The following is a 24,252-nucleotide window of genomic DNA, read 5'->3' on the forward strand; positions in this document are numbered from 1 at the left end:
AGATCTTGAAAGGTTCGCCGGGTACGATCCGGCGATGTCAATTCACGTCTCCACGGATATTCCGTCTTTTTCTTCACGAGCTTCACAAGCTTCACGATCCCAGGCGCTGCCGCTGGTCGATCTGGGCAAGGCGCTGGCCTCGCAGCTGATCGTCTGGCATCACCTGGCGCTGTACGGGCCGATGTGCGAGGTGGCCGAGTCGCTGGCGCCGGCGCTGCGCGACTGGTTGGTCGAGCAGGGCCGGCTGGCGGTGCAGGTCTTCCTGGTGATGGCGGGCTTCCTGGCGGCGCGCTCGATGCTGCCGCATCCGGCAGCCGAGCCGCGTGCCACCGGGGTGGCTGCCGCGATCGGCCGGCGCTTCCTGCGTCTGGCCGAGCCGGCTTGGGTGGCGCTGCTGGCTGCGATGTTCGCGGCCTGGGTCGCGCGCGCTCTGATCGATCACCCGACGATTCCCGAGGCGCCGACGCTGCTTCAGGTGCTGGCCCATCTGCTGATGGTCCAGGATGTGGCGGGTCTGGAGGCGCTCTCGGCCGGGGTCTGGTATGTCGCGATCGACCTGCAGCTCTTTGCGCTGGTGGCGCTGCTGTGCGGCCTGCGGCGCGGCATCGCCCGTCCGGCGCGGTCGGCGCTGACGGCGCTGCTGCTGCTGGCCGGCGTCACGCTGTCGCTGCTGCTGTTCAACCGCGAGCCTGATCTGGATGTCTGGGCGATCTACTTCGTCGGCGCCTACGGCCTGGGCATGCTGGCGCACTGGGCGGCGAGCGCCCGGCGGCCGGTCTCGCGCATCGGCTGGCTGCTGGCCATCCTGACGCTGACCGGGCTGGCGCTGTGGCTGGACTGGCGGGTGCGCATCCTGCTGGCCGGCACCAGCGCGCTGGTGCTGGCGCTGCTGGTGCCGCTGGATCTGCGCCTGCCGGCCTGGCTGGCGCGGCCGGTGGCCGCGCTCTCGCACATCTCCTACACCGTGTTCCTGCTGCACTACCCGGTGCTGCTGCTGACCGGCGCGCTGATCGGCCGCCTGTGGCCGGATGCGTCGCAAGTGCATGCGCTCGGGCTGGTGCTGGCCTGGGCGCTCAGCCTGCTGGCGGGCTGGGCGCTGCAGTCGGCGCTGGACGGCCGCGAGCGTGCCCGGCAGCGGCCGGCGGCGGGCGCCGTCGTGGCGGATCAGCGCGCGGCGGTGCCGGGCTGAGCCGGCGCATGCGCGTCGTCGCCGTGCGGCAGCGCGGCGTCGATCGCGTGGGTCAGGGTCTCTTCGGCCGGCATCGGCGACTGGCCGTTGAGCGCCGCATTCATCTGATGGCTGTCGAGCTGGCCGCACCACTTGGCCACGACCAGGGTGGCCACGCCGTTGCCGATCAGGTTGGTCAGCGCACGGGCTTCCGACATGAAGCGGTCGATGCCCAGGATCAGCGCCAGACCGGCCACCGGCACGCCGCCCACGGCGGAGAGCGTCGCCGCCAGCACGATGAAGCCCGAGCCGGTCACGCCGGCCGCGCCCTTGGAGGTCAGCAGCAGCACGCCCAGCAGCGTGATCTGCTGCGTCAGCGTCATCGGCGTGTCGGTGGCCTGGGCGATGAAGACCGCGGCCATCGTCAGGTAGATCGAGGTGCCGTCCAGGTTGAAGGAGTAGCCGGTGGGCACCACCAGGCCGACGACCGACTTCTCGGCGCCGGCGTGTTCGAGCTTCTTCATGATGCGCGGCAGCACCGACTCCGACGAGGAGGTGCCCAGCACGATCAGCAGCTCTTCCTTGATGTAGCGGATGAAGGCGGTGATCGAGAAGCCGTGCGCCTTGGCGATGCCGCCCAGCACCACCAGCACGAAGATCAGGCAGGTGGCGTAGAAGGTGGCCATCAGCTGCGCGAGCTGCATCAGCGATCCCACGCCGTACTTGCCGATGGTGAAGGCCATCGCGCCGAAGGCGCCGATCGGGGCGACCTTCATGATGATGCCGACGATCGCGAACAGCACATGCGAGAACTTGTCGATGAAGGTGAAGACGATGTTGCGCCGGCCGCCGAACTTCTGCAGCCCGAAGCCGAACATCACCGAGAACAGCAGCACCTGCAGGATGTCGCCCTTGGCGAAGGCATCCACCACGCTCGACGGAATGATCGCGAGCAGGAAGTCGACCGTGCCCTTCATCTTGCCCGGCTCGACATAGGCGGCGATGCCCTTGGTGTCGAGCGAGCTGGGGTCGACATGCATGCCGGCGCCCGGCTGCACGACGTTGACGATCACCAGGCCGATGATCAGCGCCAGCGTCGAGACGATCTCGAAATAGAGCAGCGCCAGGCCGCCGGTGCGGCCGACCTTCTTCATGTCGTCCATGCCGGCGATGCCCAGCACGACGGTGCAGAAGATGATCGGCGCGATGATCATCTTGATCAGCTTGATGAAGCCGTCGCCCAGCGGCTTCATCTGCTCGCCCAGCGCCGGCGCAAAGTGGCCCAGCGCGATGCCGATCGCGATCGCGGCCAGCACCTGGACATAGAGAGATCGATAGAACGGCGTTTGGGCTGCCGCGGCCGGAGTGCTTGTCATCGGGGTCTTTCTTCGGGTTTACCTTGACAGGGTTTTCACCAGTCTAGAAGCCGAAGTCCGCCCGTCTGTCGTGGGTTCCACGTAGCGCTGGATCAAGCCGAGCGGCTGTGGCGCAGCGCCTGGTCGACCTCGTCGCGCAGCCGGCGCAGCGCCGCCAGCTCGGTGCCGGGCGCCCGCAGCGCCGACCACAGCATCTCGACCAGATCCTGCGCGATCGCGTCGAGGTCGACCGGGCGATCCTGCGCGACCACCTCCCACAGGATGTGCTCCATCGGCCCGAGCACCAGCGAGCGCAGCAGCCGCAGCGGCATGTCGGCGCGGATCTCGCCGCGCGCCTGGCCGCGCGCGAGCAGCTCCATCAGCGGTGCGGTGTAGCGCTTCTGCAGCGGCAGGAAGCTCTCGCCGAGTTCCTGGCCCTTGGAGCGGCCCTCGGAGAGCACCAGCGCGCACAGCCCGGTGCCCTGGATCAGGAACAGGCGCAGATGCGTGCGCACCAGATGGTCGAGCTGCTCGCGCGCCGAGGCCTCGCGCGGCAGGCCGGCCTCCATCGCCGCGACGATCTCGTCGTACCAGTCCTCGATGACCCGCACGCACAGCTCGCGCTTGCCGCGGAAGTAGGTGAAGACGGTGGCTTCGCTGATGCCCAGGCGCTGGGCGATCTCGGTGGTGGTGGCGCGCTCGTAGCCCTTCTCGGCGAAGACCTCGCGGCCGACGCGCAGCAGGTCGCGGATGCGCTGCTCGGACTTGGCGCTGGCCGGGCTGCGGCGCTGCGGCGATCGGGCCGGGCCGCCGGCGTCGTCGGGGGGGAGGGCGGTGCGGGTGCTCATGGGCGGCATTGTCCGGCAGCGGAAGGGTCGACAGGCCCTGAAAGATGAGCCTTGCTCAATTCTTGATGTCTTCGCGCAGGCTGCAACCCGGGTTCACCCTCGGTGCAAAGCAATCGACATGGTGCAGAATGAAAATGAGTGAAGCTCAACAAATGTCGGCAAGGCTCAGCAAGGAGTGGCGCCTCATGTCTGGTTCGTCTGGTTTGTCTGATTCGTCCGGTTCTTTCGGCATCGTCCCGGTCGACGGCCTGTCCCATGTGCAGGGCGAGTGTTCCCGGCCGCTGTCCGCGCTGACCTTGCCGGCGCTGCTGGCGGCCACCGTCGCGCGCTGGCCGCAGCGCGACGCGGTGGTGCTGCGCGAGCAGGGCCTGCGCTGGAACTGGGCGCAGTTCGCGCTCGAGATCGACCGGCTCGCCGACGGCCTGCGCCGGCTGGGCCTGGTGGCCGGCGACCGCGTCGGCATCTGGTCACCGAACCGGGCCGAGTGGCTGGTCACGCAGTTCGCCACCGCACGGCTGGGTCTCATCCTGGTCAACATCAACCCGGCCTACCGGCTGGCGGAGCTGGAATACGCGCTGCGGCTGGCCGGCTGCCGCGCGGTGATCGCCGCCGAGCGGCTGCGCGGCGCCGACTACCTGGCGATGCTGGCCGAGGTCGCGCCGCGGCTGCCGGCGCTGCAATGCGTGATCCGGCTCGGCGAGGGCGAGACGCCGGGCATGCGCCGCTACGCCGATGTGCTCGTGCCCGCGGACGAGGTCGACCGGGCCGCGCTCGACGCGATCTCGGCCGGCCTGGGCTGCCATGACCCGATCAACATCCAGTTCACCAGCGGCACCACCGGCCACCCGAAGGGCGCGACGCTGACGCACCACAACATCGTCAACAACGCGATCGCGGTGGCGGCGGCGATGCGCTTCAGCGAGGCCGATCGGCTGTGCATTCCGGTGCCGCTGTACCACTGCTTCGGCATGGTGCTGGCGGTGCTGGCCTGCGTGGCCAGCGGCGCGGCGATGGTGTTCCCGGGCGAGGTCTTCGATGCCGGCGCCACGCTGGCGGCGGTGTCCGAGGAGCGCTGCACCGCGCTGCACGGCGTGCCGACGATGTTCATCGCCGAGCTGGACCACCCGGAGTTCGAGCGCTTCGACCTGTCGCGCCTGCGCACCGGCATCATGGCCGGCTCGCCGTGTCCGATCGAGACGATGAAGAAGGTGGTCGCGCGCATGAACCTGCGCGAGATCACCATCGCCTACGGCATGACCGAGACCAGCCCGGTCTCCTTCCAGAGCAGCACCGACGACCCGCTGGAGCGCCGCGTCACCACGGTCGGCCGGGTGCAGCCGCATGTCGAGGCCCGGGTGGTCGACGCCGACGGCCGCACCGTGCCGGTCGGCACGCCGGGCGAGCTGTGGACCCGCGGCTATCTGGTGATGCAGGGCTACTGGGGCGACGAGGCCCGCACGCGCGAGGCGGTGGTCGAGGGCGGCTGGATGCGCACCGGCGACCTGGCCACGATCGACGCCGAGGGCTACTGCAACATCGTCGGCCGGGTGAAGGACATGCTGATCCGCGGCGGCGAGAACATCTACCCGCGCGAGATCGAGGAATTCCTGTTCCGCCACCCGAAGGTGCAGTCGGTGCAGGTCTTCGGCGTGCCGGATCAGAAGTACGGCGAGGAGGTCTGCGCCTGGATCATGCTGCGGCCGGGCGAGACGGCGACCGACGAGGAGATCCAGGCCTTCTGCCGCGACCAGATCGCCCACTACAAGATCCCGCGCCACATCCGCTTCGTCACCGAGATGCCGATGACGATCACCGGCAAGGTGCAGAAATTCATGATGCGCCGCGCGATGGCCGAGGCGCTGGCGCGCGACGAGGACCGGACCGCCTGAGCGGTCCGAGCCGTCTTTTCCCCCGTTTTTCCCCCGTTTTCCGTCATCCCCGCGCAGGCGGGGATCCACGCCAGAGGCCCCCCATGTTCGAATCCACCTTCCAGTTCCCCCTCGGCGACGACATCGCCGCGCTGCGCGAGGCGGTGCGCGACTTCGCGCAGAACGAGATCGCGCCGCGTGCGGCCGACATCGACCGCGACAACCTCTTCCCGCATGCGCTGTGGAAAAAGCTCGGCGACCTCGGCGTCAACGGCCTGACGGTGCCCGAGGAGTACGGCGGCACCAACCTCGGCTATGTGGCGCACATGGTGGCGATGGAGGAGATCAGCCGCGCCAGCGCCTCGGTCGGCCTGAGCTACGGCGCGCATTCCAACCTCTGCATCAACCAGATCAAGCGCAACGGCACCGAGGCGCAGAAGCAGAAATACCTGCCCCGCCTCATCAGCGGCGAGCACATCGGCGCGCTGGCGATGAGCGAGCCCGGCGCCGGCTCGGATGTGGTCAGCATGAAGCTGCGTGCCGAGAAGCGGGGCGACCGCTACGTGCTCAACGGCTCGAAGATGTGGATCACCAACGGCGGCGACGCCGACACGCTGGTGGTCTACGCCAAGACCGAGCCGGAGATGGGCGCGCGTGGCATGACCGCCTTCATCATCGAGAAGGGCTTTGCGGGTTTCAGCCACGGCCACCATCTCGACAAGCTCGGCATGCGCGGCTCCAACACCTGGCCGCTGTTCTTCGACAACTGCGAGGTGCCGGAAGAGAACGTGCTCGGCGGCGAGGGCAACGGCGCGAAGGTGCTGATGTCGGGCCTGGACTACGAGCGCATCGTGCTGTCGGGCGGGCCGCTCGGGATCATGGCGGCGTGCCTGGACGTGGTCGTGCCCTTCGTGCACGAGCGCAAGCAGTTCGGCCAGTCGATCGGCGAGTTCCAGCTGATGCAGGGCAAGCTGGCCGACATGTATTCGACCTTCCAGGCCTGCCGCGCCTACGGCTACGCGGTGGCGCAGGCCTGCGACCGCGGCGACCACAGCCGCACCCTGCGCAAGGACGCCGCCGGCGTGATCCTCTACACCGCCGAGAAGGCGACCTGGATGGCCGGCGAGGCGATCCAGGCGCTGGGCGGCGTCGGCTACACCAACGAATACCCGACCGGCCGCCTCTGGCGCGACGCCAAGCTCTACGAGATCGGCGCCGGCACCTCCGAGATCCGTCGCATGCTGATCGGCCGCGAGCTGTTCAGCGAGACCTGCTGAGGACGCCGCCATGCAGGTGCTGCAGAGCAAGATCAATCCGCGCTCGGAAGACTTCCGGGCCAACGCGGCGCAGATGCGTGCGCTGGTCGAGGACCTGCGCGCGAAGGCGGCGCAGGTGGCGCTGGGCGGCGGCGAGGCCGCGCGCGCCCGGCATGTCGCCCGCGGCAAGCTGCTGCCGCGCGAGCGCATCGACCACCTGCTCGACCCGGGCACGCCCTTCCTGGAGATCGGCCAGATGGCCGCCTTCGGGATGTACGGCGACGAGGCGCCCTCGGCCGGCATGATCGCCGGCGTCGGCCGGGTCGAGGGCGTGGAGTGCCTGATCGTCGCCAACGACGCCACCGTCAAGGGCGGCACCTACTATCCCGTGACGGTCAAGAAGCACCTGCGCGCCCAGGAGATCGCGCTGCAGAACCATCTGCCGTGCATCTACCTGGTCGACTCCGGCGGCGCCTTCCTGCCGCTGCAGGACGAGGTCTTCCCGGACCGCGACCACTTCGGCCGCATCTTCTACAACCAGGCGACGATGTCGTCGATGGGCATCCCGCAGATTGCGGTGGTGATGGGCTCGTGCACCGCCGGCGGCGCCTACGTGCCGGCGATGAGCGACGAGACCATCATCGTGCGCGAGCAGGGCACCATCTTCCTGGGCGGCCCGCCGCTGGTGAAGGCCGCCACCGGCGAGGTGGTCTCGGCCGAGGACCTGGGCGGCGGCGACGTGCACACCCGCCTCTCGGGCGTGGCCGACCATCTGGCCGAGAACGACAGCCATGCGCTGTTCCTGTGCCGGCGCATCGTCGCGAACCTGAACCGCAGGAAGCCCGACCCGCTCAGGCTCGCGCCGGTCGAGGCGCCGCTCTACGATCCCGAGGAGATCCACGGCATCGTGCCGCTGGACACCCGCAAGCCCTGGGACGTGCGCGAGGTGATCGCGCGTGTCGTCGACGGCTCGCGCTTCGATGAGTTCAAGGCGCGCTACGGCGCGACGCTGGTGACCGGCTTCGCGCATCTGCACGGCATGCCGGTGGGCCTGATCGCCAACAACGGCATCCTGTTCGGCGAGTCGGCGCAGAAAGGCGCGCATTTCATCGAGCTGTGCGCTCAAAGGGCCATCCCGCTCGTCTTCCTGCAGAACATCACCGGCTTCATGGTCGGCCAGAAATACGAGAGCGGCGGCATCGCCAAGGACGGCGCCAAGATGGTGACGGCGGTGGCCACCGCGCAGGTGCCCAAGGTGACGATGCTGATCGGCGGCAGCTTCGGCGCCGGCAACTACGGCATGTGCGGCCGCGCCTACAGCCCGCGCTTCCTGTGGATGTGGCCGAACTCGCGCATCAGCGTGATGGGCGGCGAGCAGGCCGCCAGCGTGCTGGCCACCGTGCGGCGCGACGGCATCGAGGCCAGGGGCGGTGCCTGGTCGGCCGACGACGAGGCGGCGTTCAAGGCGCCGATCCGTGCGCAGTACGAGGCCCAGGGCCACCCGTACTACGCCACCGCGCGGCTCTGGGACGACGGGCTGGTCGATCCGGCGCAGACCCGCCGGGTGCTGGCGCTGTCGCTGTCGGCGGCGCTGAACGCGCCGGTGGCGCCGACGAAGTTCGGCGTGTTCCGCATGTGAGGGGGACGGACCGATGACGATCTCCACGACGACATCCCTGGCGACGCTGCGCATCGAGCGCCGCGGCCCGGCGGCCTGGATCTGGATGGCCCGGCCTGCGGTGCACAACGCCTTCGACGAGACGCTGATCGCCGAGCTGACCGACACGCTGCGCCAGCTCGACGCCGACCCGGCGGTGCGCGCCATCGTGCTGGCCGGCGAGGGCCGCAGCTTCTCGGCCGGCGCCGACCTGAACTGGATGCGCCGCCAGGGCGAGGCCTCGGTCGAGGACAACCTCGCCGACGCGCGCCGGCTCGCCGGGCTGTTCCGCACGCTGTCGACCTGCGTCACGCCGACGCTCGCCCGGGTGCAGGGCGCCGCGCTCGGTGGCGGCATGGGGCTGGCGGCCGCCTGCGACCTCTGCGTCGCCGCCGAGCGGGCGGTGTTCGCGACCTCCGAGGTGCGCTTCGGCATCATTCCGTCGGCGATCAGCCCCTATGTGATCCGCGCGATCGGCGAGCGCCAGGCGTACCGCTATTTCCAGACCGCCGAGCGCATCCCGGCCGCGCGGGCCCGCGAGCTGGGGCTGGTGCATGAGGTGACGACCGACGACGGCCTCGACACCCAGGTCGACGCGCTGATCGAGGCGCTGCTGACCGGCGGCCTGCAGGCGCAGGCCGCGGCGACCGAGCTGATCCGCGCCGTCGCCAGCCGGCCGATCACCGATGCGCTGGTCGAGGACACCGCGCGGCGCATCGCCACGCTGCGCGCCACCGACGAGGCCCGCGAAGGGCTGGCCGCCTTCCTGGACAAGCGGCCGGCGGCCTGGACGCTGCCGTCATCCCCCGATTCCGGAGCCTGAGCCATGTTCACGAAGATCCTGATCGCCAACCGCGGCGAGATCGCCTGCCGGGTCATCCGCACCGCGCGGCGCCTGGGCATCGCCACGGTGGCGGTGCATTCCGAGGCCGACACGAACGCGCGCCATGTGCGGCTGGCCGACGAGGCGGTCTGCATCGGCGCGGCCGCCGCGCGCGAGAGCTATCTGCGCGGCGACCGCATCCTGGAGGCGGCCCGCGCCACCGGCGCGCAGGCGATTCACCCCGGCTACGGCTTCCTGTCCGAGAACGAGGACTTCGCCGAGGCCTGTGCCGCCGCCGGCGTGGTCTTCATCGGCCCGCCGGCCGGCGCGATCCGCGCGATGGGCAGCAAGTCCGCCGCCAAGGCGCTGATGGCCGAGGCTGGCGTGCCGCTGACGCCCGGCTACCACGGCGATCGGCAGGAGCCGGACTTCCTGGCCGAGCGCGCCGCCGAGATCGGCTATCCGGTGCTGATCAAGGCCAGCGCCGGCGGCGGCGGCAAGGGCATGCGCCGGGTCGACCGCCCGGAGGACTTCGCCGCCGCGCTGGCCTCCTGCCAGCGCGAGGCGCTGAACGCCTTCGGCGATCCGCATGTGCTGGTCGAGAAGTATGTGCTGCGCCCGCGCCACATCGAGATCCAGGTCTTCGGCGACACCCTGGGCGGCTGCGTGTTTCTCTTCGAGCGCGACTGCTCGGTGCAGCGCCGCCACCAGAAGGTGCTGGAAGAGGCACCCGCGCCCGGCATGACGCCGGAGCGCCGGGCCGCGATGGGCCGCGCGGCGGTGGATGCCGCGCGGGCGGTCGGCTATGTCGGCGCCGGCACGGTGGAATTCATCGTCCAGCCCGACGGCGCCTTCTACTTCATGGAGATGAACACCCGGCTGCAGGTCGAGCACCCGGTCACCGAGATGATCACCGGCCTCGATCTGGTCGAGTGGCAGCTGCGGGTGGCCGCCGGCGAGCCGCTGCCGCTGACGCAGGAGGCGCTGGCGATCGACGGCCACGCGATCGAGGCCCGTGTCTATGCCGAGGATGCGGACAAGGGCTTCCTGCCGTCGACCGGGCGGCTGCTGCACCTGGCGCCGCCGTTGGAGGGCCCGCATGTGCGCGTCGACACCGGGGTGGAGCAGGGCGACGAGATCACTCCGCACTACGACCCGATGATCGCCAAGCTGATCGTGCACGACCGCGACCGCCCGCGGGCGCTGGCGCGCCTGCGCGCGGCCCTGGCGCAGTACCGCATCGCCGGCGTGACCAGCAATGTCGAGTTCCTGCAGCGCCTGGTGGCCACGCCCGCCTTCGCGCAGGCCGATCTCGACACCGCGCTGATCGAGCGCGAGCAGGCGCTGCTGTTCCCGGCGCCGCAGCCGGTGCCCGACGAGGTCTGGGCGCTGGCGGCGCTGGCCGAGCTGCAGCGCGAGGCGGCCGAGGCCGCGGCCGGCGACGCTGCCTCGCCGTGGAGCGTGGCCGACGGCTGGCGGCTCAACCTCGCGCCCGAGCGCCGCCTTGCGCTGCGCTGCGGCGAGCAGGCGCTGACGGTCGGCGCGCAGCCCGATGCGGCCGGCGGCTGGTGGCTGTCGATCGGCGACACGCGGCTGCAGGCCAGCGGCCGGCTCGGCCCCGACGGCACGCTGGCGGCGCGGCTGGGCGAGCGCCGGGTGCAGGCGGCGGTGGTGGTCAGCGCCGAGCGCCGCCAGGTCTTTCTCGACGGCCGCACCTGGCCGGTGGTGCGGGTGGCGCGGCTGCAGGCCGGCGGGCGCGGCGACGAGCACGGCGGCGGCCTGAAGGCGCCGATGCCGGGCAAGGTCATCGCGCTGCTGGCCACGCCGGGCACGGTGGTCGAGGCCGGCACGCCGCTGCTGGTGATGGAGGCGATGAAGATGGAGCACACGCTGACCGCGCCGGCACGCGGCCGGCTGCAGGCCTTTCGCTTCGCCGTCGGCGATCAGGTGAGCGACGGCGCCGAGCTGGTGGACTTCGCCGCGGAGGCGGCCGAGGCCGCGGGCACGGGCGCTGCGGCATGATGGGCGCCATGAGCATGTCTTCCCGCCCTCCTGCGCCCCCTGCATCTCCCGCGGCCCCGACGGTGCGCCTGGTCGAGGTCGGCCCGCGCGACGGCCTGCAGAACGAGCGCCAGGCCATTGCGACCGCGACCAAGCTCGCGCTGATCCGCCGCCTGGCCGCCGTCGGCCTGAAGGACATCGAGGCCACCGCCTTCGTCTCGCCGAAGTGGGTGCCGCAGATGGCCGACCATGCCGAGGTGATGGCCGGTCTGCCGTCGGCGGCCGAGTTTCCCGGCGTGAACTACCCCGTGCTGACGCCCAACCTCAAGGGCTTCGAGGCGGCGCTGGCGGCCGGCGCCCGCGAGGTCGCGGTCTTTGCCGCGGCCTCCGAGGCCTTCTCGCAGAAGAACATCAACTGCACGGTGGCCGAGTCGATCGCGCGCTTCGAGCCGATCCTGGCGGCGGCGCAGACCGCCGGCGTGCGGGTGCGCGGCTACATCTCCTGCGTGCTCGGCTGCCCCTACCAGGGCGAGGTCGCGCCCGAGGCGGTGGCCACGATCGCGCGCGAGCTGCTGCAGATGGGCTGCTTCGAGGTCTCGCTGGGCGACACCATCGGCATCGGCACGCCCGCGGGCGTGCAGCGCCTGATCGGCACGGTGGGCGAGCAGGTGCCGGTGGCGCGTCTGGCCGGCCATTTCCACGACACCTGGGGCATGGGCGTGGCCAACGTGGCCGAGGCCTGGCGCCAGGGCGTGCGGGTGTTCGACAGCTCGGTGGCCGGCTTAGGGGGCTGCCCCTACGCGAAGGGCGCCACCGGCAATGTGGCGACCGAGGACCTGGTCTGGCTGCTGCACGGCCTGGGCGAGTCCACCGGCGTGGACCTGGAGGCGCTGGCCGCCTGCGGCGAATGGATCTGCGCCGAGCTGGGCCGGCCGAACGGCTCGCGCGCCGGGCGGGCGCTGCGGGCCCGCTGCGCTTCTTGATCCGACCTCAGTTGCTGCCGCGCTTGGGGCTGCCGTCCTTGTCGGCCGTGCCTGGCGGCACGATGTGCAGCGCCACGTCGACGATGCCGCGCTGGATCATCTTGAGCTTCTCGGCCGCTGCCCGCGACAGGTCGGCGACTCGGCCGCCGGAGTAGGGGCCGCGGTCGTTGACCCGCACCACCACGCTGGTGTTGTTGGCCAGATTGGTCACCTTCACCAGCGTGCCCAGCGGCAGCGTGCGGTGCGCCATCGTCAGCTCGCCGTTGTCGAAGGTCTCGCCGCTGGCGGTCTTGCGGCCGTGGAACTTGTCGGCGTAGTAGGAGGCCGCGCCGGTCTGGTGAGGCTGGCCGGTGACCCGTGCGGTGGTGGTGGCTGCGGCGCTGCGGATGCGCTGCACCGGCTCGGCGATGGCCGTGGTGACGGCGCTGACCGCACTGACCGCGGCGCTGACCGGTGCGGAGGCCGCCTCGGCCACGGCGGCGACCGCTGCGGTGGTGGTGCTGGTCAGCGTGGAGACCGACAGCAGCGCAGGACGATCCCCTTCATCGCTCGCGGCCGGTTCCGGGGCCGCCATCGTCAGGCCTGCACCGCTCATCAGCAGCGTGCAGAGCGTCGTGTGAAGAGCGACAGAGCGGACAGTCCGTGCATTCATCTGGGGGGTCTCCTTGCCTGAGTTGCGTGGGCTTCCGATCGGGTGATCGAAAAGTGGGCGCAGTCTAGCGAGCACGCCAGCTGCTGTGAATCGGGTACCCCCGATGGGGTCGTGTCCTGATTTTTCAGATGTGGCCGGTGCTGGACCGACCTTCAGGCTCACGCGACGAGCCTGCGAATAGCCCGATTCTTCGACTGCCGACAAGCCCGAGCATAGCGAGGATTGCCGTCAGTTCTGTCGACAATTCACATCATCGCCTTGAATCTCGGATGTGAAGCCCGATGAAAGGCGGGGCTTTTCCGTCAGATCGCAACAGGAAAACAGGCTGCAGCAGCTTGATTCATGTCACAAATGAAAGAACAGGGCACGTCAGCACCATGATGCTTTCACGGGTGCGGCCCCCGATTCGCGTGGAACGCAATGGTATCAGGCGGTGAACAGCTTCTTCCAGCCGGCGTGACCGAGCCGCTGCAGCGTCTCGATGTTGCGCTCGTAGATGTCGGCGGCGTCGGGGAAGGCCTCGACCGCCGCGTCGATGCTGGCCTCGCGGATCAGGTGCAGCGTCGGCCAGGGCGAGCGGTTGCTGAAGTTCTCGATGTCGTCGGCGTGCGTCTCGTCGAACTGGTAGTCGGGGTGGAAGCTGGCGACCTGCAGGATGCCGTCGAGCTGCAGCGCCTCCACCGCCGCGTCGGCGACCTCGAGAAAGTCGTTGAAGTCCATGAAGTCGGTCAGGGCCTGTGGATGGATCAGCAGCGTCGTCTCGATCTTCTCGGGCGAGGTCTCGGCCAGCAGCTCGAGCTCGCTCACCAGCTCCTGCAGCAGGCCCTCGGCGTCGGTGGCGTGGCTGACCTGGTAGCGGATCTGCTGCTTGACATGCACCGCCTTGGCGAAGGGGCACAGGTTCAGGCCGATGACGGCCTTCTCCAGCCACTCGACGGTGTCGGCGACGGCCTGGGCGTCGGACGGGACGGTCTTCGGGGTGTTCATGCGTCGATCTCCACGCCGCGCTCGCGCAGCAGTGCCTTCAGCGCCGGCAGCATGCTGCCCAGCCGCTCGTCGACCGCCGCGCGCACGGTGTCGACCATCACCTGGGTCTGGCGCTCGATCTCGATGTTGAGCGCGTCGCCGGGCCGCTTGTCGCCGAAGGTGGTCTGGCGCAGCGTCTCCGGGATCAGCCAGACCTCGAAGCAGCCGGCCGTGCGGTCGACCTCGGCGATGGTCAGGCTGGCGCCGTGGATGGCGATGTAGCCCTTCGGGAAGATGTAGCGCATCCACTGCGGCGGCACCTGGATGCGCAGCACATGGTTGTTCTCGGGGTGGCGAACCTCGACCAGCGTGGCCTGGAAGTCGATGTGGCCGGAGAGCGGGTGGCCGCCGATCTCGACGCCGTCGCGTGCGGCGCGTTCGACGTTGAGGCGGCTGCCGACCTGCAGCGTGCCCAGCGTCGTGAGCGCCAGGCTCTGCTGCATCACGTCGAAGTCGGCGCGGTCGCTGTCATGATGCCGGACGACGGTCAGGCAGGTGCCGTCGCAGGCGACGCTGGCGCCGATCTCCTGGCCGGCGAGAAAGCCGGGCGGGAACTGCAGCGTGAAGCTGCGCAGACCGGGGCGGTCGGAGAGGGCCGCCACGGTGGCGACGGCCTGGACGATGCCGGTGAACATGATGGAATGCGGTCTCTGGAAACGAACGACGGTGCCGAGCCTATCAGCCTCGGCACCGTCGCGGGACCGCTCAGTTCGATTCCTTGATCATGCGGCCGCTGGCCTGCTGGATCGGACGCGCGTTCATCGGATAGAGCTTGGCGAACACCGCCAGCTGTTCGGCCGACAGCTGCGCCGGCTGCTTGAGCACCAGCCACAGCACGCCCTCGCTGCACGGCGGCGTGGTCAGCGAGCCCATGTAGGTGTAGTAGCGGCGGTCCTCCGGCAGCATCAGGTTCATGTCGATCGGCACCGGCGACATCGTCTCTTCCTTCTTCTCCAGCGGCAGGCTGTTCCAGACCAGCTGGACCATCGGATGCTGCTTGCCCTGGTCCATCAGCACCGCCACCACCGCCAGGCGGCCTTCCGGATCCTTGTGCACCAGGTGGGCGACCATCTCGAACTGGCGGCCGTTGATGCGCTCCTCCGACGGGCGATGGAAGTGGAACTGCACCAGCTCGTAGCGCCTGCCACCGACCTCGATGGTGTTGCCGCTGCCGAGATTGGCCTGCACCGTGTGGCCGTTGTCGATCACGTTGAAGCCGGTGGGCCGGTAGTCGAAGCGGATCGGTTCGAGATCGACCTTGACGCCACTGCGGATGTCGATCGGGCTCTGGCGCTTGCCGCTGCTGCACAGCGAGAACTCGGACTGCAGCTTGCCCCACTCGGCCGGGCCGCCGTCGCCGCCATAGGACCAGTGCGGTGCGGCATGCCCGCCCCCGTGGCCTGCGGCGGCATGGGCGGCCACCGCCGCGGCACCGAGTGCGGCGGCCGGCGCGGCGACCTTGCGCACATGCGCCGGCTTGCGCGCCGCCGGCTTGTGCTCGGCCTGGGCGGCACGGACCGCGGCGATGCGGGCCTCCAGCCGCTGGCGCAGCTCCTCGTCGCTGACACGCGCCGGCGCGGCTGCGGCGGCCGCCGGGGCCTCCTTGGCGGGTGCAGCCTCAGGCTTGGCCGCTTCCTTCTGGGCCGCGGCCTGCGCAGCCGCCTTGGCTGCTGCCTTGGCGGGCGAGACATGCGCAGGCGCGGAGGCAGCCTCGCCCGCCTGAGCGGTGCCACTGATCAGCAAGGCGCCCAGCAGCACAGGCAGCAGGCGCGGCAGCACGGGATTCGGTCGGGTCATGATGTGTTCTCCGGCCCAAGGGCGGTCAATCGACATGACTGCCGATTTCGGCGCCCACAGGTCGCGACTTGACCCGATCTGGTGTTTTCTGCTGCGCTGGAGTGGCTCAGTTCACTGCAGTGTCATGATCGAACCGCAGATTTGCTTGTTTTCCAGGCCATAGGCGCTGATGGCGATCTGGTTGCCGGCCTGAACGGCGCTGACGACGTGACCGGTGCCCAGACACACCCAGTTCCACCATTGTGCAAAGAGCGCCTTGCCCCAGGCGTACTGGGCGTAGCCGGTGATGTCGCCGATCTTCGCGGCGGTCAGGTCGGTCTGGTAGGGGTGGCCCGAAATCGTTCCTGTCGCCAGACTCATGGTCAATGCGTCATTGCTGGTGGTCGGGTTGTTGCAGCTGATGTTGAGCTGCTGGCGGCCACCGCTCAGCACGGCGGTCGTGACCTGACAGATGCGACCTTCTGGTGTTTTGTATTTGCCAGCGATGAACTTCGTTCCCTGAGTGGTCGGCGAAACCGCCGTAGTGAACTTCGAGAAGCTCGGCACGCCGGCAGTGCTGACGCCCAGCACGAAGGACATGTCGTAGTACTTGACCGCGCCGGTGCTGCTGACCACCGGCACGCGGTAGGCGGTGACGACATTGCCGCCGGCGAGCACCTGCGACTTTTCGAGCTGGGCTGCGGGCGTGGTCTGGGCTGCGGCGCCCAGGGTGGTGGTGGCCAGTGCCAGCGCAAGGGCCTGGCGTGCGAAGGGTGGACGGTTCATCTGACTCTCCCGAAAAAGACATGCCGGCCGCGCGACAGCCTGCGACCTTGGCGAGGCACGAGGCCCTGCCGGGAGAGTAGATTCATTTTCAGATCGGGATGTGGCGAGCGGGTAACGACATGACCAAAGTCATGTTCGATGCGCCAACCGGGGGCTGAGCCGCTCAGATCACCAGAATCGCCCGGAAATCGTTCACGTTCGTGCGGGTCGGGCCGGTGACGAGCGACTGGTCGAGTGCCTGGAAGAAGCCGTGGCCGTCGTTGTCGTCGAGGTGCGCGCGGGGCTTCAGGCCGGCGGCCGCGGCGCGCGCGATCGTGCCCGGCGTCCACAGCGCGCCGGCGATCTCCTCGCGGCCGTCGACGCCGTCGGTGTCGGCCATCAGCGCGTGAACGCGCGGGTGCTCGCCCAGCGCCACGCCGAAGCCGAGCAGGCATTCCACATTGCGACCGCCGCGACCCGGGCCGCGCACCGTCACCGTGGTCTCGCCGCCCGACAGCAGCACGCACGGCGCCGCGAAGGGCTGGCCGCGCCCGGCGACCTGCTGCGCCAGCCCGGCCAGCACCCGGCCGACCTCGCGCGCCTCGCCCTCGATCGCGTCGCCGAGGATGTGGGCCGGCAGGCCGGCCGCCTCGGCCACGCGGGCTGCGGCCTCCAGCGCCATCTGTGGCGCCGCGATCATGCGCACCTCGTTGGCCGCCAGGCGCGGGTCGCCCGGCTTGACCGATTCGCCCGCGCCTGATTCAAGCAGCCGCCGCGCCGCCTCGGGCAGCGCGATGCGGTGGCGGGCGACGATCTCGAGCGCGTCGGCGCAGGTGCTCGGGTCGGCCACCGTCGGGCCGGAGGCGATGTCGACGGGATCGTCGCCGGGCACGTCCGACAGCAGCAGCGTGAGCATGCGCGCCGGATGGAAGGCCGCGGCCAGCCGTCCGCCCTTGATCGCCGACAGGTGCCGGCGCACGGTGTTCATCTCCGAGATGGTCGCGCCCGAGGCCAGCAGCGCGCGGTTGATCGCCTGCTTGTCCTCCAGCGTGAGCGCGCCGGCCGGCAGCGGCAGCAGCGCCGAGCCGCCGCCCGAGATCAGGCACAGCACCAGATCGTCTGCGGTGATGGCGAGCGTCTCGGGCAGCGCGAGCAGCCGCTGCGCCGCGGCCAGCCCGGCGGCGTCGGGCACCGGATGCGCGGCCTCGACGATCTCGATGCGCTCGCAGGGCGCGCCGTAGCCGTAGCGGGTGACGACCAGCCCGGCCAGCGGCCCCGGCCAGTGTTTTTCCACCGCCTGCGCCATCGCTGCCGAGGCCTTGCCGGCACCGATGACGATCAGCCGGCCGCGCACGCGGGCCGGATCGGGCAGGTGCGGCGGCACGCACAGCGCGGGCTGCGCGCTGGCCACGGCGGCATCGAAGAGCTGGCGCAGCAGCGCGGCGGGGTCGGCGAAGGTCATGGCGTCTCGGGGCATTCGGTGGCGGGGACGAGGCTGGCATTGGACATCGTCTCCAGCGCACGCGCTCGACATGGGCTTGGCACCCCATGTTGTCCATGGGGCACCTTCAACCGAATTCGGCGGCCAGACGACGCACGACGAGCTGGCGCAGCTCTTCGTCGTTCTCGAACTTCAGATCGTGCATGCCGAGCAGCAGCGTGCCGCCGGCGCGTAGCAGCGGTCGCTGAACGACGCCGCCGCACAGGCTCACCAGGTCGTGGAGGGCCTGCCGGTCGGGCGCGCCGTCGCCCTGGTGCGCGATGCGGGCGTACAGGGCGCGCTTGCGCAGGCTGTCGACGGTGCGGGGAAAGCGCTGCGAGACCTTCTCGCGCACGCTGTCGGCGTCGACGCTGCGCCCGAGCACCGAGACGATCTGGCTGACGAAGCGCACCGCATCGACCTCCCGCGCCAGCAGCAGCTGCTCCGCATAGGCGAGCACGGCTTCGTCGGTGCCGAAGTGGCGGCCGAGAAACTCGATGCGCAGACGATCGGCGATCGCTGCCGCGTCGGCGTACTGCTGACGCTGGAGCAGGTGCCGCTGGAACTCGTCGGCCAGGTGCGCCGACAGCCGTTCCAGCCGGGCATGGTGCCGGCCGATCTCCGGGAAGAAGTTCGAGGCGATCTTCCAGCGTTCGGCGATCGTGTCGGCGCCGTCGTCCGTGTCCGCCGCGGGCGGGGGCGGCGCGCCGGCCAGCGTGGCGTCATAGGCGAGCCGGCGGGCCGGATCCGAGAGCACATCGTGGGCGATGTTGATGCGCTGGATCCGCTCGATCGCGTCCGGGGCCGGGTTGCGGTCCGGGTGGTAGAGCGACACCAGCGCCCGGTAGGCCGCCTTGATGACGACGGCTTCGGCGTGGCGTGCCAGGCCCAGGGTCTGGTAGTGGTCAGGCACGGCGGTTCACGGCGCCGAGGGCGCGCCTGCCTCGAACCAGCGCCTGATCAGCGCGCGCTCGTCTTCGGTGATCTGCGTGGCGTTGTTCATCGGCATCAGCTTCAGCACCGAGGTCTGCTGGTAGACCGCCTGCGCGTGCCGCTGGATCAGCTCCGGCGTGTGCAGCGCGATGTTCTTGTTCTGCAGCTGCGCGTTGTGGCACATCGTGCAGCGTTGGTCGATGACCGTCTTGACCTCGGCGAAGGTGACCGGCTTGGCGGCAGCGGCCTGCGCGGCAGCACTCGGCGGCGGCGGGGCCAGCCAGATCGCCAGACCCAGCAGCACCAGCGTGCCGGCGACGGCGTGCTCCCACGGCGTGCGCTTGCCCAGCACATGCGCCTTGTGGCGCGCGACGAAGCTGTGGCGGATCAGCGCGCCGGCCAGCATCAGCAGCACCAGCACCAGCCAGTTGTCCGGACCCTGGTACAGCCAGCCGTAGTGGTTGGAGATCATCGCGATCAGCACCGGCAGCGTGAAATACGTGTTGTGCACGCTGCGCTGCTTGCCCCGCCTGCCGTGGACCGGGTCGGGTGTCTGGCCGGCGCGCAGCGAGGCCACCACCTTGCGCTGGCCGGGAATGATCCAGAAGAAGACGTTGGCGCTCATCGCCGTGGCCAGCATCGCGCCGACCAGCAGGAAGGCGGCCCGCCCCGCAAAGAGCTGGCAGGCCAGCCAGGACGCGAACACCACGAAGACGAAGACGCAGATACCGACGACGATGTCGCCGTTCTTGCGCTGGCCGAGCGTGCGGCAGATGCCGTCATAGATCACCCAGAACGCCGCCAGGAAACCCAGCGCCGCGCCGATCGCCGCGCCCGGGGTCCAGTCGAACACCGTCTTGTCGACCAGGAAGGTGCCGGCGTTGTAGAGATAGAGCGTGGTGAACAGCCCGAAGCCGGTCAGCCAGGTGGAATAGCTCTCCCAGTAGGACCAGTGCAGCTTGTCGGGCAGTGGCAGCCAGCGCGGCGCCACCATGTACTTGTTCGAGTGGTAGAAACCGCCGCCGTGCACCGCCCACATCTCGCCGTCGACGCCCTTCTTCTTCAGGTCGTCATGGGTGGGCGGCGAGAGGCTGTTGTCCAGCATCACGAAGTAGAACGACGCGCCGATCCAGGCGACGGCCGTGATGACATGGGCCCAGCGCAGCAGCAGGTTGAGCCAGTCGAAGAGATAGGCGATGTCCATCGCTCAGGAGCCTCGGTAGGTCGAGTAGGCCCAGGGGCTGACCAGCAGCGGCACATGGTAATGGCCCTCGGGCTCGGCGATGCCGAACTCGATCGGCACCTCGTCGAGAAAGGCCGGCTCGGGCAGCACGACGCCGCGGGCACGGAAATAGCTGGCGACCGAGAAGGTCAGCCGGTAGCGGCCCGTCGGCAGTGGGCCGGGGCCCAGCAGCGGGCCGTCCGGGTTGCGGCCGTCGTCGTTGAGCACGATCGATTGCACCAGTTCGGTGCCCTGGTCGCCGATGCGTTCCAGGCGTACCGCCATGCCGGCCGCCGGGCTGCCGTGCATCGTGTCGAGCACATGGGTGCTGAAGCGTCCCATGGGAGATCCTTTGAAAATTGCAGAATGAAGGAAAGTGTATACACTTCGGGATACACGTCAATCTTCTCATCCTGCCGCGAGCCGATGCCATGACCGATTCGTTGCCTGCCCGCTATCCCCGCGACCTGCGCGGCCACGGCCGCAACCCGCCTCACGTGCAATGGCCGTGCCAGGCCCGTGTCGCGGTCCAGTTCGTCCTCAATTTCGAGGAGGGCGGCGAGAACTCGGTGCTGCACGGCGATGCCGGCAGCGAGCAGTTCCTGTCCGAGATGTTCAACCCGGCCAGCTACCCGGCCCGCCATCTGTCGATGGAGGGCATCTACGAGTACGGCAGCCGCGTCGGCGTCTGGCGCATCCTGCGCGAGTTCGAGCGCCGCGGCCTGCCGCTGACCATCTTCGGCGTGTCGACGGCGCTCGAGCGCTCGCCCGAGGTGACGGCGGCCTTCCGCGAGCTGGGCCACGAGATCGCCTGCCACGGCCTGAAGTGGATCCACTACCAGAACGTCGACGAGGCCACCGAGCGCGCCCACCTGGCCGAGGCGATGGCGATCATCGAGCGGCTGACCGGCGAGCGTGCGCTCGGCTGGTACACCGGCCGCGACAGCCCCAACACGCGCCGCCTCGTCGCCGACCACGGCGGTTTCGCCTACGACAGCGACTACTACGGCGACGACCTGCCGTTCTGGCTGCAGGTGAGGAAGACCGACGGCGCGCTCGCGCCGCACCTCGTCGTGCCCTACACGCTGGACTGCAACGACATGCGCTTCGCGCTGCCGCAGGGCTACAGCCACGGCGACGAGTTCTTCCAGTACCTGCGCGACGCCTTCGACGTGCATTACGCCGAAGGGGACGAGCGGCCGTCGATGATGAGCATCGGCATGCACTGCCGCCTGCTCGGACGCCCGGGCCGGATGCGGGCGCTGCAGCGTTTCCTCGACCATGTGCAGGCGCATGAGCGTGTCTGGGTCTGTCGTCGCATCGACATTGCCCGCCACTGGCAGCAGGTGCATCCCTTCAACGCCGACACCGCCTTCGTCTGGGAATGAGCACCATGCCGTTGACGATCGAACAGCTCAACGCCGCCACGCCCGCCGAGTTCGTGGCGCTGCTGGACGGCACCTACGAGCACTCGCCGTGGATCGCCGAACGCGCCGCCGCACTCCGTCCGTTCACGAGCCTGGCCGGGCTGAAACACGCTCTCGTCACCGTCGTGCGAGACGCGGGGCTGGAGCCGCAGCTCGCGCTGATCCGCGCCCACCCGGAGCTGGCCGGCAAGGCGATGGTGTCGAAGACGCTCACCGCCGAATCGACGAACGAGCAGGGCAAGGCCGGTCTGACCGACTGCACGCCCGAGGAATTCGCCCGGCTGCAGCAGCTCAACGCCGACTACAACGCCAAGTTCGGCTTCCCCTTCATCCTGGCCGTGCGCGGGCCGCGTGGCCTCGGCCTGGGGCGGCACGAGATCATCGCCACCTTCGCCCGCCGGCTGGGCAACCCGGTGGACTTCGAGCGCGACGAGTGCCTGCGCAACATCCACCGCATCGCCGAGATCCGCCTGAACGACAAGTTCGGCGTGTCGCCGGAGCTGGGCAACCGCGTGTGGGACTGGGCCGAGAAGCTCGCGCAGCACAGCGACCCCGGCTATGCCGAGCGCGGCGAGCTGACCGTGACCTACCTGACCGACGCGCACCGCGCCTGCGCGCAGCGGCTCGCGCACTGGATGAAGGCCGACTGCGGCTTCGACGAGGTGGAGATCGACGCGGTCGGCAACGTCGTCGGCGTCTACCACGGCAGCGACCGCGCCGCGCCGCGCCTGCTCACCGGCAGCCACTATGACACCGTGCGCAACGGCGGCAAGTACGACGGCCGCCTGGGCATCTTCGTGCCGATGGCGGTGGTGGCCGAGCTGCACCGCGCCGGGCGCCGGCTGCCCTTCGGCATCGAGGTCGTCGGCTTCGCGGAGGAGGAGGGCCAGCGGTACAAGGCGACCTTCCTCGGATCGGGCGCGCTGGTCGGCCAGTTCGATCCGGCCTGGCTCGACCAGCAGGACGCCGACGGCGTGACGATGTGCGCCGCGATGGAGCATGCCGGCCTGTGCGTGGACGACATTCCCGCCTTGCAGCGCGATCCGGCGCGTTATCTCGGCTTTGTCGAGGTCCACATCGAACAGGGGCCGGTGCTCGCGGAGCTGGACCTGCCGCTGGGCGTGGTGACCTCGATCAACGGCAGCGTGCGCTTCGTCGGCGAAGTCACCGGCATGGCCAGCCACGCCGGCACGACGCCGATGGACCGCCGCCGCGACGCCGCGCTCGCCGTGGCCGAGCTGGCGCTGTTCGTCGAGCGGCGCGCGGCTTCGGTGCCGAATGTGGTCGGCACGGTCGGCATCCTGGAGGTGCCCAACGGCTCGATCAACGTCGTGCCGGGCCGCTGCCGCTTCAGCCTGGACATCCGCGCGACGACCGACGCGGCGCGCGACGCCTGCCTGCACGATGTGCGCACCGAACTCGCGGCCATCTGCGCGCGGCGCGGCGTGTCGGTGGCACTCGACGAGACGATGCGCGCTTCGGCTGCCCCGAGCGATCCGGCATGGCAGGCGCGCTGGGAACGGGCGGTGGCCGCGACGGGCCTGCCCGTGCACCGCCTGCCCAGCGGCGCCGGCCATGACGCGATGAAGCTGCACGAGTTGATGCCGCAGGCCATGCTCTTCGTGCGCGGCCTGAACAGCGGCATCAGCCACAACCCGCTCGAATCCACCACCAACGACGACACCGAACTGGCCGTGCGCGCCTTCGCCGACCTGCTCGAACAACTGAACCGGGAGCACTCCGCATGACCACGACCCCCAGCCACTCCGACCGCTTCGCCCAGCTCGACGCCTGGATCGACGCCCATTTCGACGACGAGGTGCGCTTCCTGCAGGCGCTGGTGCAGGTGCCCACCGACACGCCCCCCGGCAACAACGCCCCGCACGCCGAGCGCACCGCCGAGCTGCTCGCCGGCTTCGGCTTCGACGCCGAGCAGCACGCCGTGCCGCAGCAGGAGGTGCGCGACTACGGCCTGGAGTCGATCACCAACCTGATCGTGCGCCGCGCCTATGACGCGGGCGGCCCGGTCATCGCGCTCAACGCCCACGGCGACGTGGTGCCGCCCGGCGAGGGCTGGACCCACGACCCCTACGGCGGCGAGATCGTCGACGGCCGGCTCTACGGCCGCGCCGCTGCGGTCAGCAAGAGCGACTTCGCCACCTTCACCTTCGCCACCCGCGCGGTGGAGGCGCTGCGGTCCGCCGGTGTGCCCCTGAAGGGCGGCATCGAGCTGCATTTCACCTACGACGAGGAGTTCGGCGGCGAGCTGGGCCCCGGCTGGCTGCTCGGACAAGGCCTGACGAAGCCCGACTACCTGATCGCCGCCGGCTTCGGCCACGAGGTCATCACCGCGCACAACGGCTGCCTGCAGCTGGAGGTGACGGTGCACGGCGTGATGGCGCATGCCGCGATTCCCGACAGCGGCGTCGACGCGCTGCAGGGCGCGGTGGCGATCATGAACGCGCTCTACGCCGAGAACACGCGCTATCGCGCCGAGATCCGCTCGCAGGTGCCGGGCATCAGCCATCCCTACACCAACATCGGCTGGATCCAGGGCGGCACCAACACCAACGTCGTTCCGGGCAAGGTGGTGATGAAGATCGACCGCCGGATGATTCCCGAGGAGGATCCGGTGCAGGTCGAGGCCGGGATCCGCCGCCTCATCACCGAGGCCACTGCCAGCCGGCCCGGCGTCGGCGTCGACATCCGCCGCCTGCTGCTGGCCGAGTCGCTCAAGCCGCTGCCGGGCAACCGGCCGCTGGTCGAGGCGATCTGCCGCCACGGCGCCGAGGTCTTCGGCGAGGCGATTCCGGTGTCGGGCACGCCGCTCTACACCGATGTGCGGCTGTACTGCGCGCAGGGCATTCCGGCGGTGATCTACGGCGCCGGCCCCCGCACCGTGCGCGAGTCCAACGCCAAGCGCGCCGACGAGCATCTGGTGCTCGATGACCTGCGCCGCGCCACGAAGGTGGTGGCGCGCACGCTGCTGGAGATGCTGGGCTGAGTCGACGC

The 24,252-nt window shown here is 70.0% G+C and carries 21 protein-coding genes; 10 read left to right on the plus strand and 11 right to left on the minus strand.

The genetic code is table 11. The features are described from left to right. Positions 1-34: 34 nt before the first annotated feature. Positions 35-1,189: an acyltransferase family protein gene (locus tag NFT33_RS01655; RefSeq protein ID WP_251672707.1), complete on the plus strand. Its 1,155-nt coding sequence runs from the start codon at positions 35-37 to the stop codon at positions 1,187-1,189. On the opposite strand, the gene NFT33_RS01660 is transcribed toward NFT33_RS01655, so the two are convergent. Together NFT33_RS01660 and NFT33_RS01665 are read right to left on the minus strand one after the other, a co-directional pair. After that, complete coding sequence (locus tag NFT33_RS01660) at positions 1,165-2,544, minus strand: dicarboxylate/amino acid:cation symporter (RefSeq protein ID WP_251672708.1); 1,380 nt, start codon at positions 2,542-2,544, stop codon at positions 1,165-1,167. The genes NFT33_RS01655 and NFT33_RS01660 overlap by 25 nt on opposite strands. A 92-nt stretch (positions 2,545-2,636) precedes the next feature. Continuing rightward, entirely contained in the window at positions 2,637-3,371 is a 735-nt protein-coding gene (locus NFT33_RS01665; protein WP_149503756.1) for a TetR/AcrR family transcriptional regulator, read from the minus strand. A gap of 203 nt (positions 3,372-3,574) precedes the next feature. Here NFT33_RS01665 and NFT33_RS01670 point away from each other — a divergent pair, with 203 nt between their 5' ends. The 6 genes from NFT33_RS01670 to NFT33_RS01695 all read left to right on the plus strand — a co-directional run bounded on the left by NFT33_RS01670 (position 3,575) and on the right by NFT33_RS01695 (position 11,959). Then, complete coding sequence (locus NFT33_RS01670; RefSeq protein ID WP_251672709.1) at positions 3,575-5,260, plus strand: AMP-binding protein; 1,686 nt, start codon at positions 3,575-3,577, stop codon at positions 5,258-5,260. 83 nt (positions 5,261-5,343) lie between these two features. Beyond that, positions 5,344-6,516, plus strand: coding sequence for an isovaleryl-CoA dehydrogenase (locus NFT33_RS01675; RefSeq protein WP_251672710.1), 1,173 nt, complete (start codon positions 5,344-5,346; stop codon positions 6,514-6,516). Positions 6,517-6,526: 10 nt separating this feature from the next. Next, a complete protein-coding gene (locus tag NFT33_RS01680; RefSeq protein WP_251672711.1) occupies positions 6,527-8,134 on the plus strand; it encodes a carboxyl transferase domain-containing protein in 1,608 nt (535 codons plus the stop codon). 13 nt (positions 8,135-8,147) lie between these two features. After that, positions 8,148-8,975: an enoyl-CoA hydratase/isomerase family protein gene (locus NFT33_RS01685; protein ID WP_251672712.1), complete on the plus strand. Its 828-nt coding sequence runs from the start codon at positions 8,148-8,150 to the stop codon at positions 8,973-8,975. Positions 8,976-8,978: 3 nt separating this feature from the next. Next, positions 8,979-10,997 (plus strand): acetyl/propionyl/methylcrotonyl-CoA carboxylase subunit alpha, encoded by a 2,019-nt coding sequence (locus NFT33_RS01690; RefSeq protein ID WP_251672713.1) that lies wholly within the window; start codon positions 8,979-8,981, stop codon positions 10,995-10,997. Between the two features lie 8 nt (positions 10,998-11,005). Further along, positions 11,006-11,959 (plus strand): hydroxymethylglutaryl-CoA lyase, encoded by a 954-nt coding sequence (locus NFT33_RS01695; RefSeq protein ID WP_309296094.1) that lies wholly within the window; start codon positions 11,006-11,008, stop codon positions 11,957-11,959. 7 nt (positions 11,960-11,966) lie between these two features. On the opposite strand, the gene NFT33_RS19190 is transcribed toward NFT33_RS01695, so the two are convergent. From NFT33_RS19190 to uraH, 9 genes are all read right to left on the minus strand, one after another. Then, positions 11,967-12,554: a septal ring lytic transglycosylase RlpA family protein gene (locus NFT33_RS19190; RefSeq protein WP_309296095.1), complete on the minus strand. Its 588-nt coding sequence runs from the start codon at positions 12,552-12,554 to the stop codon at positions 11,967-11,969. Positions 12,555-13,037: 483 nt separating this feature from the next. Continuing rightward, positions 13,038-13,598 (minus strand): DUF1415 domain-containing protein, encoded by a 561-nt coding sequence (locus tag NFT33_RS01705; protein ID WP_220784323.1) that lies wholly within the window; start codon positions 13,596-13,598, stop codon positions 13,038-13,040. After that, entirely contained in the window at positions 13,595-14,272 is a 678-nt protein-coding gene (locus tag NFT33_RS01710) for a riboflavin synthase subunit alpha (protein WP_251672714.1), read from the minus strand. The genes NFT33_RS01705 and NFT33_RS01710 overlap by 4 nt, the downstream gene beginning before the upstream one ends. A 70-nt stretch (positions 14,273-14,342) precedes the next feature. After that, positions 14,343-15,434 carry a carbonic anhydrase gene (locus NFT33_RS01715; protein ID WP_251672715.1) on the minus strand — a complete coding sequence of 364 codons (1,092 nt, stop codon included), beginning with the start codon at positions 15,432-15,434 and terminating at the stop codon, positions 14,343-14,345. A 111-nt stretch (positions 15,435-15,545) separates the two neighbouring features. After that, complete coding sequence (locus NFT33_RS01720) at positions 15,546-16,199, minus strand: hypothetical protein (protein ID WP_251672716.1); 654 nt, start codon at positions 16,197-16,199, stop codon at positions 15,546-15,548. Positions 16,200-16,362: 163 nt separating this feature from the next. Next, positions 16,363-17,640, minus strand: a complete 1,278-nt coding sequence (locus NFT33_RS01725) for a glycerate kinase type-2 family protein (RefSeq protein ID WP_251672717.1) — start codon at positions 17,638-17,640, stop codon at positions 16,363-16,365. A gap of 106 nt (positions 17,641-17,746) precedes the next feature. Then, positions 17,747-18,571, minus strand: coding sequence for a J domain-containing protein (locus NFT33_RS01730; RefSeq protein ID WP_251672718.1), 825 nt, complete (start codon positions 18,569-18,571; stop codon positions 17,747-17,749). A 6-nt stretch (positions 18,572-18,577) separates the two neighbouring features. After that, entirely contained in the window at positions 18,578-19,795 is a 1,218-nt protein-coding gene (locus NFT33_RS01735) for a urate hydroxylase PuuD (protein WP_251672719.1), read from the minus strand. A gap of 3 nt (positions 19,796-19,798) precedes the next feature. Then, positions 19,799-20,155 carry a hydroxyisourate hydrolase gene (gene uraH, locus NFT33_RS01740; protein WP_251672720.1) on the minus strand — a complete coding sequence of 119 codons (357 nt, stop codon included), beginning with the start codon at positions 20,153-20,155 and terminating at the stop codon, positions 19,799-19,801. Positions 20,156-20,244: 89 nt separating this feature from the next. Here uraH and puuE point away from each other — a divergent pair, with 89 nt between their 5' ends. The 3 genes from puuE to NFT33_RS01755 are packed head-to-tail and all read left to right on the plus strand — an operon-like array spanning position 20,245 to position 24,244. Then, on the plus strand, positions 20,245-21,201 hold the full coding sequence (gene puuE, locus NFT33_RS01745) for an allantoinase PuuE (protein ID WP_251672721.1): 957 nt from the start codon (positions 20,245-20,247) through the stop codon (positions 21,199-21,201). 5 nt (positions 21,202-21,206) lie between these two features. Beyond that, positions 21,207-22,988 (plus strand): 2-oxo-4-hydroxy-4-carboxy-5-ureidoimidazoline decarboxylase, encoded by a 1,782-nt coding sequence (gene uraD, locus NFT33_RS01750; protein WP_251672722.1) that lies wholly within the window; start codon positions 21,207-21,209, stop codon positions 22,986-22,988. Continuing rightward, on the plus strand, positions 22,985-24,244 hold the full coding sequence (locus NFT33_RS01755) for a M20 family metallopeptidase (RefSeq protein ID WP_251672723.1): 1,260 nt from the start codon (positions 22,985-22,987) through the stop codon (positions 24,242-24,244). Before uraD ends, NFT33_RS01755 begins: the two co-directional genes overlap by 4 nt. The last annotated feature ends 8 nt before the right edge of the window (positions 24,245-24,252 follow it).

This window comes from Sphaerotilus sp. FB-3 (assembly GCF_023706025.1).
In the GTDB taxonomy this organism is placed as follows: domain Bacteria; phylum Pseudomonadota; class Gammaproteobacteria; order Burkholderiales; family Burkholderiaceae_C; genus Sphaerotilus; species Sphaerotilus sulfidivorans.